The 15,277-nt window shown below is 38.9% G+C and carries 14 protein-coding genes; all 14 read left to right on the plus strand.

The window, feature by feature from the left end; translation table 11 throughout:
* Window positions 1-11 precede the first annotated feature (11 nt).
* The 14 genes from sucD (at window position 12) to fliH (ending at window position 15,277) form a co-directional block, all read left to right on the plus strand.
* Window positions 12-914: a succinate--CoA ligase subunit alpha gene (gene sucD / locus RE409_RS08720; RefSeq protein ID WP_053345311.1), complete on the plus strand. Its 903-nt coding sequence runs from the start codon at window positions 12-14 to the stop codon at window positions 912-914.
* Window positions 915-1,034: 120 nt separating this feature from the next.
* Window positions 1,035-1,901, plus strand: coding sequence for a DNA-processing protein DprA (gene dprA, locus RE409_RS08725; protein WP_201181451.1), 867 nt, complete (start codon window positions 1,035-1,037; stop codon window positions 1,899-1,901).
* A gap of 265 nt (window positions 1,902-2,166) precedes the next feature.
* Window positions 2,167-4,242 (plus strand): type I DNA topoisomerase, encoded by a 2,076-nt coding sequence (gene topA, locus RE409_RS08730; protein ID WP_053345313.1) that lies wholly within the window; start codon window positions 2,167-2,169, stop codon window positions 4,240-4,242.
* A gap of 417 nt (window positions 4,243-4,659) precedes the next feature.
* Window positions 4,660-5,982: an FADH(2)-oxidizing methylenetetrahydrofolate--tRNA-(uracil(54)-C(5))-methyltransferase TrmFO gene (gene trmFO, locus RE409_RS08735; RefSeq protein ID WP_328114025.1), complete on the plus strand. Its 1,323-nt coding sequence runs from the start codon at window positions 4,660-4,662 to the stop codon at window positions 5,980-5,982.
* 59 nt (window positions 5,983-6,041) lie between these two features.
* Window positions 6,042-6,944: a tyrosine recombinase XerC gene (gene xerC / locus RE409_RS08740; protein WP_201249818.1), complete on the plus strand. Its 903-nt coding sequence runs from the start codon at window positions 6,042-6,044 to the stop codon at window positions 6,942-6,944.
* A 20-nt stretch (window positions 6,945-6,964) separates the two neighbouring features.
* The gene (gene hslV / locus RE409_RS08745; protein WP_056526739.1) at window positions 6,965-7,492 is read left to right on the plus strand and encodes an HslVU peptidase proteolytic subunit; all 528 of its coding nucleotides are present in this window, start codon (window positions 6,965-6,967) and stop codon (window positions 7,490-7,492) included.
* Between the two features lie 13 nt (window positions 7,493-7,505).
* On the plus strand, window positions 7,506-8,915 hold the full coding sequence (gene hslU, locus RE409_RS08750) for an ATP-dependent protease ATPase subunit HslU (protein WP_056526744.1): 1,410 nt from the start codon (window positions 7,506-7,508) through the stop codon (window positions 8,913-8,915).
* Window positions 8,916-9,023: 108 nt separating this feature from the next.
* Window positions 9,024-9,803, plus strand: a complete 780-nt coding sequence (gene codY, locus RE409_RS08755; protein WP_053345318.1) for a GTP-sensing pleiotropic transcriptional regulator CodY — start codon at window positions 9,024-9,026, stop codon at window positions 9,801-9,803.
* An 800-nt stretch (window positions 9,804-10,603) separates the two neighbouring features.
* Entirely contained in the window at window positions 10,604-10,999 is a 396-nt protein-coding gene (gene flgB, locus RE409_RS08760; RefSeq protein WP_201181449.1) for a flagellar basal body rod protein FlgB, read from the plus strand.
* Window positions 10,999-11,457: a flagellar basal body rod protein FlgC gene (flgC, locus tag RE409_RS08765; RefSeq protein ID WP_056526749.1), complete on the plus strand. Its 459-nt coding sequence runs from the start codon at window positions 10,999-11,001 to the stop codon at window positions 11,455-11,457. Before flgB ends, flgC begins: the two co-directional genes overlap by 1 nt.
* A gap of 21 nt (window positions 11,458-11,478) precedes the next feature.
* Window positions 11,479-11,787: a flagellar hook-basal body complex protein FliE gene (fliE, locus tag RE409_RS08770; RefSeq protein ID WP_201183374.1), complete on the plus strand. Its 309-nt coding sequence runs from the start codon at window positions 11,479-11,481 to the stop codon at window positions 11,785-11,787.
* Between the two features lie 94 nt (window positions 11,788-11,881).
* A complete protein-coding gene (gene fliF / locus RE409_RS08775) occupies window positions 11,882-13,483 on the plus strand; it encodes a flagellar basal-body MS-ring/collar protein FliF (RefSeq protein WP_201221420.1) in 1,602 nt (533 codons plus the stop codon).
* A gap of 17 nt (window positions 13,484-13,500) precedes the next feature.
* Window positions 13,501-14,520, plus strand: coding sequence for a flagellar motor switch protein FliG (fliG, locus tag RE409_RS08780; RefSeq protein WP_397443419.1), 1,020 nt, complete (start codon window positions 13,501-13,503; stop codon window positions 14,518-14,520).
* A complete protein-coding gene (gene fliH / locus RE409_RS08785) occupies window positions 14,513-15,277 on the plus strand; it encodes a flagellar assembly protein FliH (RefSeq protein WP_201221415.1) in 765 nt (254 codons plus the stop codon). Before fliG ends, fliH begins: the two co-directional genes overlap by 8 nt.

A 15,277-nucleotide genomic window follows, 5' to 3' on the forward strand; every position in this document is an offset into this window, starting at 1 on the left:
GGGGGAACATAATGAGCGTTTATATTAATAAAGATACGAAAGTGATCGTTCAGGGAATCACTGGCTCAACAGCATTATTTCATACAAAACAGATGTTGGAATACGGCACGAAGATCGTGGGTGGAGTAACTCCGGGTAAAGGTGGAACAGAAGCGGAAGGGGTACCTGTATTTAATACAGTTTCCGAAGCTGTCACTGAAACCGGAGCAAATGCATCTGTTATCTACGTACCTGCTCCATTTGCAGCAGATGCCATTCTTGAAGCGGTTGATGCAGAACTTGATCTTGTAATTTGTATCACGGAGCACATTCCTGTCCTTGACATGGTTAAGGTGAAGCGATATATGCAAGGCAAAAAAACTCGTTTAATTGGACCAAACTGTCCGGGTGTTATTAGTCCGGAAGAGTGTAAGATTGGTATTATGCCAGGGTATATCCATAAAAAAGGTCATGTAGGCGTGGTTTCTCGTTCTGGAACTTTGACGTATGAAGCCGTTCACCAATTATCACAAGCAGGCATCGGACAATCATCCGCTGTCGGTATCGGTGGGGATCCTGTTAACGGAACTGATTTTATTGATGTACTTAAGGCATTCAATGAAGATCCAGAAACTCATGCGGTGATCATGATTGGGGAAATCGGTGGCACAGCAGAAGAAGAAGCAGCAATCTGGGTGAAAGAAAATATGACGAAGCCAGTTGTCGGGTTTATTGGTGGCCGCACGGCTCCAGCGGGTAAACGTATGGGACATGCTGGTGCTATTATTTCAGGCGGTAAGGGAACAGCTGATGAGAAAATCCGCGTTATGAATGAATGCGGTATTAAAGTAGCCGAGACTCCATCCGTTATGGGCGAAACTTTGATTTCTGTCCTTAAAGAAAAAGACATGTATGAACCTTGCAAAACACACTAATCTAAGATGGGCCGACCTGTTTTTTGGGTCGGTCTTTATTTCACTTCAATCTCCCCGAAACACATCTTAACAACCGCAATTAATCTTCTTTTAAAAATTTCCGATTAGGGGTGCTTCTAATTGAACAGGAAAGAAAAATTAATCCACCTCCATCATTGCCGTGGAGCAGGATGGAAAACGATCCAAACAATTCTGGCCTATAATCCATCCCTTTCTTCTCTTTTCACAACCACGTACACCGAATGGGCTGAAATCCTTCCTATACCTTCAAATAAATTAAATCTCTTTCTGAAAGATTTACATTCTCTTAATACGATTAAAAAGGTAAAGCAATACGAATTTAACCAAATTAAATGTCTAACTATGTTTGATGAAGATTACCCGTTTTTGCTGAAGCAGATATTTGATCCCCCGTGGGTGCTTTATTTTAAAGGCGATAAACAGCTTCTAGAGAAGAAGAGTACTCTAGGTGTCGTTGGAACACGTAAGCCAACCTGGTATGGACTGGAGGCCTTAAAAACGATTTTACCGCCACTTGTGCAGAAAAACTTTGTCATCATCAGTGGAGTGGCAGCTGGAATCGATGCGGCTGCACACAAAGTCACATTGGATAAAGGTGGAAATACGATTGGAGTTTTGGGCGGGGGACTTTTGCAAATTTATCCAAAATCTAATATCCCGCTTGCAAGAGAAATAAGCAATAAAGGGTTATTGCTTTCTGAGACTCCACCGGCGATGAGGGCGGAACCTTGGATGTTTCCGCTGCGCAATCGTATTATTAGTGGATTATCCAAGGGAGTATTTGTGGTAGAAGCTAAAGAAAAGAGCGGTTCCCTAATAACTGCACAGGCAGCTCTTGATCATGGCAGAGAGGTATTTGCACTTCCAGGTAACGTATTAAGCCCAGAATCATTAGGGGCCAATCAATTAATTCAAGATGGAGCCAAACTTGTTTTGAGTTCGTTACAGATTGAGGAAGAATTTTGAACAATATAATATAGAAGATATACGGAAAAATTGAAGGGGAAATAGCAAAAAAGATGCTTTTTTAGATGAATAGGTTGAAATTTTAGTCAAAAAGGTTGAAAATATTGTAAAACTGTTATAAGTTTTGCAAATGACACCTCTTGTTAAAATACCTAAAATTAAATAAATCAGCATGCTTTGAAAAATAAAGAGGTGTTGACAAATGAAATTTGAATGATTAATAATAGTGAAGATTTATATTACCTCTTTGAGGAGGATTTATTGGATGTCAGAATATTTAGTGATTGTGGAATCGCCCGCAAAGGCGAAAACAATTGAACGTTACTTAGGAAAAAAATATAAAGTAAAGGCTTCCATGGGGCATGTACGCGATTTGCCTAAAAGCCAAATGGGTGTCGATGTTGAAAATGAATATGAGCCTAAATATATAACTATCCGCGGCAAAGGACCGGTTCTAAAAGAATTGAAAACAGCTGCAAAAAAAGCAAAAAAAATCTATCTCGCAGCTGACCCCGACAGAGAAGGTGAAGCGATTGCCTGGCATTTAGCTCACAGTCTCGATGTCGACATTAATTCAGATTGCCGTGTGGTATTCAATGAGATTACGAAGGAAGCGATCAAAGAATCATTTAAATCACCAAGACCCATTAATATGAAGTTGGTTGATGCACAGCAGGCAAGGAGAATATTGGATCGTTTGGTCGGATACAATATCAGCCCGCTTTTGTGGAAAAAAGTGAAAAAAGGCTTAAGTGCAGGACGAGTTCAATCGGTTGCTGTTCGGATGATTATTGACCGAGAGAAAGAAATCAAAGACTTTGTACCGGAAGAGTATTGGACAATCAGGGCAGATTTTGTTAAAGGAAATGAACAGTTTGAAGGTTCCTTTTTCAGCCTTGGTGGTGAACGGAAAGAATTAAACACGGAAGAAGATGTCAAGAAAGTACTTGCTTCTTTAAGCGGCGGCGAATTCACCATTGGTACCGTGACGAAAAAGGAAAGAAAGCGTAATCCAGCTGCACCTTTTACGACTTCTTCCTTGCAACAAGAAGCCGCGCGGAAATTAAATTTCCGTGCCAAGAAAACCATGATGCTTGCTCAGCAGCTTTATGAAGGAATTGAGCTCGGAAAAGAAGGTACAGTCGGGCTAATCACTTATATGAGAACGGATTCGACCCGGATTTCGGATATTGCCAAGCAGGAAGCCCATAGCTTTATTCAAAACAGTTATGGTGATGATTATGTTCAGGTTGAACAGCGCAAGGAGAAAAAACAGACAAATGCTCAGGACGCGCATGAAGCGGTTAGACCGACAAGCACATTACGTGAACCAAGTTTAGTGAAGGAGTTTTTATCTAGAGATCAATTCCGTTTATATAAATTAATTTGGGAACGCTTTGTTTCAAGTCAAATGTCTTCGGCTGTAATGGATACAATGAGCATTGACCTTCACAACGGTGATGTCATTTTCCGGGCAAATGGTTCTAAAATTAAATTTCCAGGTTTCATGAAGGTATATGTTGAAGGTTCGGATGACTCAGTGGAAGAAAAGGAAAATGCCCTTCCAGATGTAAAAAAAGGAGATCAATTCTTTTCAAAAGATGTCGAACCGAAGCAGCATTTCACACAGCCACCGCCACGCTATACAGAGGCGCGTCTTGTCAAAACACTAGAGGAACTAGGCATAGGCCGGCCGTCTACATATGCTCCTACATTGGATACGATTCAAAAACGTGGCTATGTTACGCTTGATAATAAGCGATTTATCCCGACTGAGCTTGGTGAAATTGTCCTTGAATTGATACGTGAATTCTTTCCGGATATTCTAGATGCAGAATTCACTGCCAAGATGGAACAGGAATTTGATAGTGTCGAAGAAGGAAGCGTTGAATGGATTAAGGTCATTGATGAGTTTTACAAAGATTTCGCTATTCATTTGGCTAAAGCGGAAGTCGAAATGGAGAAAATTGAAATCAAGGATGAGCCTGCAGGGGAAGATTGCGTAGAATGCGGACATGAAATGGTCTTTAAAATGGGTCGATATGGAAAGTTTATGGCTTGCAGTAATTTCCCGGATTGCCGTAATACAAAACCAATCGTTAAAGAAATCGGAGTGAAATGTCCGAAATGTAAAGAAGGCAACATCATTGAGCGAAAAAGTAAAAAACGCCGACTGTTCTACGGTTGTGATACTTATCCAGGATGTGACTTCATTTCATGGGACAAACCTCTACCTCGTAGTTGTCCAAAATGTGAAGGTACGCTAGTTGAGAAAAAACTCAAAAAAGGCGTGCAGGTACAGTGTATGGATTGTGATTTCAAAGAAACACCTCAAGCTTAGAAAAGGTGGACTAATTACTCCCATATTTCTAGGTTCAATTGAGAAACTCAGAATAAAATGTGGACTCGGCATCTGCCGAGTTTCTTTATGTTCATGGATGTGTGCTATCATCATAATAAGAGGATTTTATTTCCAAGAAGAAATTGGATAAAGCCTGAAACTTTTTTATTTGGGTCATGTAATGTAAAATTCAGTGGACAAGTGTATTAACTTAAAGATATAATTCCTCTTTGTGTCCGTTATCCATCTTAGGAAACTTGGGTTGTAGGAAGAATGCAGGATTGATGGCATAGGGTTTATAATTGTTGTCAGCAGGAACGAGTATTTTATGGGTAAAATACATACATATCGTTAAAAATGAAGTCTTTTATAAAAGCAATTTTAATGATAAATGATCCTGTCTTATCATATCTATACATGGAGGTTCGAAAAATGAAAGAAGCAAAAGTAAGTGTAATCGGCGCTGGGCTTGCAGGAAGTGAAGCGGCGTGGCAATTAGCTAAAAGAGGAATTAAAGTAGATTTATACGAAATGCGTCCTGTAAAACAAACACCAGCACATCATACCGACAAATTCGCTGAACTTGTTTGTTCCAATTCACTTCGGGCAAATACCTTAACAAATGCTGTAGGTGTTTTAAAAGAAGAAATGCGGATTTTGGATTCTGTTATCATATCTGCAGCAGACGCCTGTGCTGTTCCTGCCGGAGGTGCACTTGCTGTCGATCGTCATGAATTTGCCAGTCTTGTTACGGAAAAGGTGAAAAATCATCCAAATGTTACTGTCATTAATGAAGAAGTGACAGAAATTCCTGAAGGTCCTACTGTCATTGCCACTGGTCCGCTTACAAGTCAGTCTCTATCTGACAGCTTAAAGCAGATTATGGATGAAGAATACTTATATTTCTATGATGCTGCTGCTCCAATTCTTGAAAAAGAAAGCATCAATATGGATAAGGTTTATTTAAAATCCCGTTATGATAAAGGGGAAGCAGCCTATTTGAATTGTCCGATGACGGAAGAAGAGTTTGATCGTTTCTATGAAGCATTGATTTCTGCTGAAACTGTTCCTCTTAAAGAATTTGAAAAAGAAATCTTTTTCGAAGGGTGTATGCCAATTGAAGTGATGGCATCACGTGGGAAGAAAACGATGTTATTCGGACCATTGAAGCCAGTTGGTTTAGAAGATCCGAAAACAGGAAAACGACCATTTGCTGTAGTCCAATTGCGACAGGATGATGCAGCTGGTACTCTTTACAACATTGTTGGTTTTCAGACACATTTAAAATGGGGACCGCAAAAAGAAGTACTGCAGCTTATACCAGGATTGGAAAATGCTGAAATTGTTCGTTATGGAGTAATGCACCGCAACACTTTCATTAACTCTCCTAACGTTCTAAAACCTACGTACCAGTTCAAAAATCGCGATGACTTATTCTTTGCCGGTCAGATGACGGGTGTCGAGGGATATGTAGAGTCAGCTGCATCAGGATTAGTTGCGGGTATCAATGCCGCGAGAATCATCCAAGGGTTGGAGCCTGCCATTTTCCCTGCCGAAACGACAATGGGTAGTATGGCAAGGTACATTACATCGACAAATGGGAAGAGCTTTCAGCCGATGAATGCCAACTTTGGCCTGCTTCCAGACCTTGAAGTAAGAATCAAAGCGAAGAAAGATCGGAATGAAATGCATGCTAAACGCGCTTTAGACACAATTCAGAACTTTGTGAAAACTTTGTAAAATATTTGCCTGCTGTTTTAAAGTATGATACTATTTATTAGCCTTTGCGAGGTGTTTCCATGATTAATCAAAATAAGGCATTATCATCCTTCATTGAATATTTACAAATAGAAAAAAACAGTTCACATTACACCATTGAAAATTACAAACGGGATATTCACGAATTTTTTTTGTTCCTGAATGAACAAGGGATTACCGATGTCACGTCTGTCGAATACTTTGATGTCCGGTTGTTTTTAACGAATTTATATGAGAAAAAACTTTCTAAGCGAACTGTGGCAAGAAAAACATCTTGCCTGCGGAGCTTTTATAAATTTTTATTACGTGAAGGTGATGTGAAGGATAATCCTTTTTCTCTTGCTTCTTTACCTAAAAAGGATCAAAAGCTGCCACGTTTTCTTTATGAGGAAGAAATGAATCAGTTATTTTCTTCTTTAAAGAAAGATTCACCGATAGGAATAAGGAACACTGCACTATTGGAATTACTGTATGCTACGGGCATTAGGGTTAGTGAGTGCTGTGAAGTTAAACTGCAGGATATCGACTTGTCTCTAGGTACAGTACTCGTCCATGGAAAAGGGAAGAAAGATCGCTACGTTCCAGTTGGAAGATATGCTCAGGAAGCGATAGATTTATACATACGTACAGCTAGGATGGAAATGACTTCGTCTGACGCTAAGGCGCATGCTTATTTATTTGTTAATTCTCGTGGAGACCCTCTGACAGCTAGGGGAGTTCGCTATATTTTAAATGAATTGATTAAAAAGTCAGCCGCAGAGGGAAGTCTTCACCCCCATATGCTAAGGCATTCCTTTGCTACACACCTATTAAATAATGGGGCGGACATACGTACAGTACAGGAATTGCTTGGTCATTCAAAAATTTCATCAACGCAAGTGTATACGCATGTTACAAAAGACCAATTAAAAAAAGTCTACAATGCATCACATCCGCGAGCTTAAATGTTGAAAGGGGACTCTTTATGACAACGATATTTGCAGTACATCATAAAGGTGAATGTGCCATGTCCGGTGATGGGCAGGTTACTTTAGGAAATTCAGTAGTGATGAAGCATACGGCAAGGAAAGTAAGGAAGATCTTTAATGGTAATGTCCTTGCAGGTTTTGCAGGTTCGGTTGCAGATGCATTCACTTTATTTGAGATGTTCGAAGCTAAGCTGGAAGAGTATAATGGCAATCTTCAACGTGCTGCCGTCGAAATGGCGAAGCAATGGCGAAGTGACAATGTACTGAGAAAGCTGGAAGCGATGTTAATCGTCATGGATAAAAATGATCTGCTTCTCGTTTCTGGTACCGGAGAAGTAATTGAACCGGATGACGGGATTCTTGCAATAGGATCAGGAGGAAATTATGCACTGGCAGCCGGCAGGGCATTAAAGCGTTTTTCTAGTGAGTATTTATCAGCCAAGGAAATCGCCCAATCATCTTTACAAATTGCAGCGGAAATTTGTGTGTTTACGAATACGAATATAATCGTGGAAGAGTTGTAAGGAGGAGCGCATAATGTCAAAAAAAGCTAATTTAACACCGAGGCAAATCGTTGAAAAACTGGATCAGTATATCGTGGGACAGCGGGAGGCAAAACGGGCAGTGGCAGTGGCTCTCCGGAATAGATACCGCCGTTCCCTTCTATCGGATCAACTTCGTGATGAAGTCGTTCCGAAAAACATATTAATGATTGGACCGACCGGCGTTGGGAAAACAGAAATTGCTCGGAGAATGGCTAAATTGGTTGGTGCTCCTTTTGTGAAAGTTGAAGCAACGAAATTTACCGAAGTTGGATATGTCGGGCGGGATGTAGAATCCATGGTGCGTGATTTGGTAGAGACATCTGTCCGCCTCGTGAAGGAAGAAAAGATGGCCAGCGTAAAAGAACGGGCAGAGGAAAATGCGAATCGCCGGTTAATAGAATTATTAGTGCCATCAACAAAAAAACAGAGCAATTTTAAGAATCCACTTGAAGTTTTTTTTGGAGGCAGTAACAATCAAGATGAGCAGGATCCGGATGAAAATTCCGAAGATTTAAATCTGCAGCAAAAAAGAAACATTGTAGCTGATAAACTGGCTAAAGGTGAGTTAGAGAATGAAATGATCACGGTTGAAGTGGAAGAACAGGCCGCTTCAATGTTTGATATGCTCCAAGGTTCGGGAATGGAACAAATGGGGATGAATATGCAAGACGCGCTAGGAAGCTTGATGCCAAAGAAAAGTAAGAAGCGCAAATTGAAGGTCAGTGAAGCGAGAATTGTTTTAACGAATGAAGAAGCGGCAAAATTGATTGATATGGATGAAGTTACTTCGGATGCTGTGTACGGTGCTGAGCAGAACGGGATTATCTTCATCGATGAAATCGATAAAATCGCCAGTAAGCAATCTGGGGGTTCATCAGCGGATGTGTCGAGAGAAGGGGTTCAAAGGGATATTCTACCAATTGTTGAGGGTTCAACAGTTGTGACTAAATATGGTTCGGTTAAAACGGATCATGTGCTGTTCATTGCGGCCGGAGCCTTCCATATGGCTAAACCATCCGATCTTATTCCTGAATTACAGGGAAGGTTCCCGATCCGTGTAGAATTGAACAAATTAACTGTAGACGACTTTGTCCGGATTCTTCATGAACCAGATAATGCTTTGTTAAAACAATATGTAGCTTTGTTAGAAACTGAAGGTATAGAAATTGAATTTTCTGACGATGCTGTTCGTAAGATAGCTGAAGTGGCCTTCGAGGTAAACCAGAACACAGACAATATTGGTGCAAGACGACTTCATACTATTTTAGAACGGCTTCTTGAAGACTTGTCGTTTGAAGCTCCAGAAATCACGATGGAGAAGATTACAATCACTCCTCAGTATGTCGAAGAAAAACTGGGATCAATCGCCCGAAATAAAGATTTAAGCCAGTTTATCCTTTAAGAATGAAACAAATGGCAATATGTTTGCCCATGCAATGAACATAAAATTACGGAAATACAACTTCATAGTCTATTGTGAACCATGGTATTTTTAGGAGGAACAAATCAAATGAACTTATTAGCAAAAACAAGAAAAATTAATGCAATGCTCCAAAAAGCAGCAGGAAAAGCAGTTAACTTCAAAGAAATGGCAGAAAGCTTAAGTGAAGTTATCGAAGCAAATGTGTTCGTCGTCAGTCGACGTGGAAAATTACTCGGCATAGCAGTAAGTCAGCAAATCGAGAATGAACGTATGTACAAAATGTTAGAAGATAAGCAATTCCCTGAAGTGTATACTAAAAACTTATTTAATATTCCAGAAACATCTTCTAACCTGGATATCGAAAGTGAGTACACTGCTTTCCCAGTAGAAAACAAAGAGCTTTTTGCAACTGGATTAACAACGATCGTACCGATTATGGGTGGAGGAGAACGTTTAGGAACATTGGTTCTTGCTCGTTTACAAGAGAAATTCCACGATGACGACTTAATCTTAGCTGAATATGGTGCAACGGTAGTCGGTATGGAAATCCTTCGTGAAAAATCCGAAGAAATCGAGGAAGAAGCACGTAGTAAAGCGGTCGTTCAAATGGCCATTTCCTCATTATCATATAGCGAATTAGAAGCTATTGAACATATTTTTGAAGAGCTTAAAGGTAATGAAGGTCTACTTGTAGCATCGAAAATTGCAGACCGTGTTGGTATCACTCGTTCGGTAATCGTAAATGCGTTGAGAAAGTTAGAAAGTGCAGGGGTTATCGAATCACGTTCACTTGGTATGAAAGGTACGTATATCAAAGTATTGAATGATAAATTCCTTCTTGAACTAGAAAAACTGAAAAATAACTAACAAAGAAAAAGGCAGTCCTTAAAAAAGGGCTGCCTTTTTTGTGTGTAATTTGAACGACAAGCTAGCAAGAACTTCAAAGCTAATCGGTATGAAAAATGCGTTATGCAAGAAAAAAAGGCAATTCGAATTGAGAATTTAAATTTGAAATGTGAGTATTTAGATATTATTCTGATGTCACTGGAAATATAGTGAAATTCTTCAAAATAAGAGTAATTATATTACTATAACTATAGTGATAATGTAAAAAATAACTTGTAATGAATTCCCTCCCTTCTTAATCAAAGTGTTACAAAATATCTGTTGATATTAGTAGCGGTTTTAAGAGTCCTAATTATGAAATAAGATGCTGAATTTGTCGAATATAAATTCACTTTAAAAATTTTCATTTTTTTTTAAAAAAATATTAATATAGAATTTTAAAGAAACCGTTATAAAATAAGGCTAAAAAAGCAATGATGTATAAAATCACTTATGAAAAAATATTGTAAATTAGTTCTAAAGTATCAGGTATATAGATTCGTTTTTCGGTATGATAAATAAGGAACTAGAGATAAATTTTGACTAAAATGTCGAAAAAGTATGTAAAATGTAATAAATCGTAATAATTGAACTGGAATAATACTAAAAAAAGCAGTAAATTTGAGCAAATTGTGACATTTTTCGACAATAATAGGTCTAAAGTCTTAAAAATGTTTGTGGACATAGTTATAATGTTTCTTTAGAATTAAACCATGAATACGTTGGGTTAATTTATTTCTTAAGTTATTATCTGTTTAAAATGGAAAGAGGTGAGCGATAATATGGAATTATTTTCAAATACTTTTCAATCACTTGAAAACGCTCTGAATTATTCTAATACAAAACAAAAGATTATTTCACAGAATATTGCGAATTCAGATACACCGAATTATAAAGCTAAAGATATCTCCAAAAAACAGTCGTTTCAAGCAGAGTTAGAATCTTCCATCCAATCATACCGTACCGATGAAAGACACCTAAGTTTTAAATCAGAGGGCGGTGAATCCTCTTCAATCGTGACGCAGAGGAATGTGCAATACAACAATAATGGAAATAGTGTGGACATTGATAAAGAAATGACTGACCTTGCTGCAAACCAAATTTATTTTAATGCAGTATCCGATCGACTTTCAGGTAAATTCAAATCATTGGAAACTGTAATTAGGGGAGGTAAGTAATGGGGATTTTCCAAAGTATAAATACGACTGGCTCAAGCCTAACTAGTCAAAGGTTAAGGATGGATGTGATTTCTTCCAATATGGCGAATGCAGATACGACCAGAGCGGAATATGATGCAGAAACAAAGGAGTGGAAACCATACTCGAGAAAAGCAGTTGTGCTACAAAGTAAGGAAGGTAGTTTTTCAAGCTTTTTAAACGCAGCCACTGGGAAAAACAGCGGGATTGGAAACGGTGTAAAGGTTACGGAAATAGTAAAAGATGAAACGCCTTTTGAGTTGGATTATAATCCAGAACACCCCGATGCCAATGATGATGGATATGTGGAAATGCCAAACGTCGATCCGCTTAGGGAGATGGTCGACTTAATGAGTGTCACACGATCATACGAAGCAAATGTGACAGTTTTGAATGCATCAAAGGGAATGATGATGAAAGCATTGGAAATCGGCAAATAAACTTGAATGGGGAGTGGAGATATGGAGGGGATTTCTCTTTCGGCAGGGAGCAATACATTTAATGTATTGAAAAATGACCAGAGTAATACAAATACACCATACGAAGCACATCGGAATTTTGCGTCCGTATTAAAAGAATCGTTGAATAAAGTTAATGAAACTCAAGTTGCATCAGACAATCTGACAACTAAACTGGTTAACGGTGAAGATGTTGAGCTTCATTCAGTGATGATTGCTTCACAAAAAGCCAGTGTTACAATGCAGGCTACACTAGAGGTCCGGAATAAGGTGGTTGAAGCCTATCAGGAAATGATGAGAATGAGTATATAGCATTCATTTTTTAAACCTCATTATATAAAGAAAAATGGCCAGGGGGAAAAAGATTCCCCCTTTCATAAATTCATAGACTGACCGGGGGATTTAAATGAATGATGTACTAGTGAATTTGAAAAATAAAATAACTGCTTTCTGGACTAGTCGCAGTAAAAAACAAAAAGTCCTCATGATTAGTGCAACCGCATTGATTATCATCGTCATTATGGTTGTCTCGGTTTTTGCCTCCCGTACAACACTGGTACCCTTATATTCTAATTTAACGCCATCAGAAACGGGGAGTATTAAAGAGAATTTAGATAGTCAAGGAATTAAGAACGAAATTTCAGACAACGGTAAAACGATTAAAGTTCCTGAAGAAAAGTTGGATACACTTAAAGTGGAGCTTGCAGCTGAAGGGATCCCGGACTCAGGAAGCATCGACTATTCATTTTTTAGTCAGAGCGCTGGTATCGGAATGACCGAAAATGAATTCAATGTTATTAAATTGGATTCGATGCAGACGGAACTAGCCAATTTAATAAAGAAGATTGACGGGGTTGAAGATGCGAGTGTGATGATTACACTTCCGGATAAAGGGGTTTTTGTAAGTGATACAGCAGGTGAAGCGTCAGCATCAATTGTTTTGAATACGAAATCCGGCTATAAATTTGAAGAAAATCAAATTAATTCACTTTATCATCTTGTATCAAAAAGTGTTCCGAACCTGCCTACAGATAATATCGTCATTATGAACCAAGATTTTGAGTATTATGACCTTGAAAATCAAAATTCTAATTTCGCGTCTGCTTTTGTTACTCAAAACGAAATAAAAAAAGAAATTGAACGCGATATTCAAAGACAAGTACAAAATATGCTAGGAACAATAATGGGCAGAGATAAAGTTGTCGTTTCTGTCACAACAGACATTGATTTCACTCAGGAAAACAGGGAAGAGAATATAGTTGAACCGGTGGATGAAGAAAATATGGCAGGAATTGAGATTTCTGCGCAAAGAATCAATGAATCGTATAGTGGGGATGCAGCTGGGGCTGGTGGCATTCCGCAAAGTGAGGACTCCTCTGATTCATTAGGATCTAGTTATAAAGAGGGAACAAACGGATCCGGTGATTATGAAAAAGTTGATGAAACAATAAATAGTGAAGTGAACCGAATAAAGAAAGAAATAGTGGAAAGTCCATACAAAGTAAAGGATTTAGGTATCCAGGTAATGGTCGAGCCTCCTACGGCAGATGATCCAAACTCCTTATCTCAGCAGAGTGTAGATGATATTACACGAATCCTTAGCACAATAATCCGTACGACAATTGAGAAAAAAGCTGAAGGGGAAGAACTTACAGACGATGAGCTAAATAAGAAGATAGCGATTTCCGTTCAACCTTTTAACGGAAAAATGACAATTCCAGAAGATGGAACGAGAACTTCAGTGCCCATTTGGGTTTACATTGTAGGTGGAATATTATTATTAGTCATTATCATTCTATTATTCTTATTTTTCCGGTCAAGAAGGCGATTAGAAATGGAAGAGGAATACGTGGAGGAAGAGGAAGAAGAAGTCGTATTCGAGGTTCCAGATTTAAATACAGAGAAGGAAACAGAGGCATCGTTAAAAAGAAAACAACTTGAGAAACTGGCAAAAGAAAAGCCGGATGAATTTGCAAAATTATTAAGAAGTTGGATAGCAGAAGATTAGACTAGGAGGCTATGCAAGTGACAGAAAGAAAAAAAAAGGACGGATTGACTGGCAAACAGAAAGCTGCCATCCTCCTTATTTCCTTAGGCCCGGATGTTTCTGCATCCGTATATAAGCATCTTTCTGAAGAGGAAATTGAGAGATTGACTCTTGAAATTTCGGGAGTTAGAAAAGTAGATTCGCAGGACAAAGAAGAAATTTTAGAGGAATTTCATAATATAGCTTTAGCACAGGATTACATATCACAGGGTGGGATTGGATACGCGAAGCAGGTTCTTGAAAAGGCGTTAGGGACTGATCAGGCGGCGGCAATCATAAACCGCTTAACATCTTCCTTACAAGTTCGTCCATTCGACTTTGCAAGGAAGGCAGATCCTGGACAGATATTGAATTTTATCCAAAATGAGCATCCGCAGACGATTGCCTTAATTTTATCTTATCTTGATCCAACACAGGCAGGCCATATTTTGTCTGAACTTCCCCAAGAGGTGCAGGCCGATATTGCAAGAAGAATCGCTTTAATGGATAGCACTTCGCCGGAAATCATTAATGAAGTAGAGCAGATATTAGAAAGAAAACTATCTGCAACTGTTACCCAGGATTATACCCAGACTGGCGGAGTCGAAGCGGTTGTTGATGTATTGAACGGAGTTGATCGCTCAACAGAAAGAACGATCTTAGATGCACTTGAAACCCAAGATCCAGAACTTGCAGAAGAAATCAAGAAACGGATGTTTGTCTTTGAAGATATCGTGACTCTTGATGGAAGAGCCATTCAGCGTGTTGTACGGGAATCTGAAAATGAAGATCTCAAACTTTCCCTTAAAGTGGCAAGCGATGAAGTGAAGGAAATCGTTTTCCGTAACATGTCGAAACGAATGGTCGAAACGTTCCAGGAAGAAATGGAATATATGGGTCCTGTACGTTTGCGGGATGTAGAAGAAGCACAATCCAGAATTGTTGCTGTTGTTCGCCGCCTTGAAGAAACGGGTGAGATTGTAATCGCCCGCGGCGGAGGGGATGATATCATTGTCTAGAATTATTAAGTCCCACCAAGCAAATCAGGAGAAAAGCAATAAGATAACGATAAAAATTCGCTGTTTGGACTCACTTGAAACAGAAAGCGAGGATGAAGGGCAAATCGTTCATTATTTTCAATCAGATGAATTTCTAAACCAAGCCAAGCAGGAGGCAGAATCTCTATTAATAGAAGCAAAACAAAAAGCCAAAGCGGTTGCTGATGAAGTCCAGCAAGCCCGCGAACATTGGGAGAAGCAAGAAAAAATAATGTATATCGAACAGGCTCAAAAAGAAGGGTATCAGCAGGGAATCGAAGATGGAATCCAAAAGGGCTATAACGAGGTTGCAGGGGAGATCGCTTTTGCAAAGAAAGTGGTAGAGTCCTCTAAAAAAGATTATAAGCAACATATCGAATCATCTGAATCAGTTATTTTGGATCTTGCAATGAAAGTGGCGGGGAAAGTTATTGGCCGTCAGCTTGAAAATGATGAAGAGTCTTTTTTATCCATCGTAAAGAAAGCCATTAAAGAAGCGAGGGATTATCGGGAAGTGCAGCTGCATATTCATCCGATTCAATACCAATCGATTCTTACTCATAAGGAAGAGTTGATTTCAATCTTTCCAAAAGAAACAGAATTGTATATTTATCCGGATGATGATCTAAATGAAAGTAGTTGTATCATCGAGTCGGAGAATGGAAGAATAGATGCCAGCGTTGATAGTCAGCTACAGGAAATTAAAATGAAACTAACTGAGTTGCTGGAAGGTGAGTAA

This window comes from Peribacillus sp. R9-11 (assembly GCF_031345095.1).
In the GTDB taxonomy this organism is placed as follows: Bacteria; Bacillota; Bacilli; order Bacillales; family DSM-1321; genus Peribacillus; species Peribacillus butanolivorans.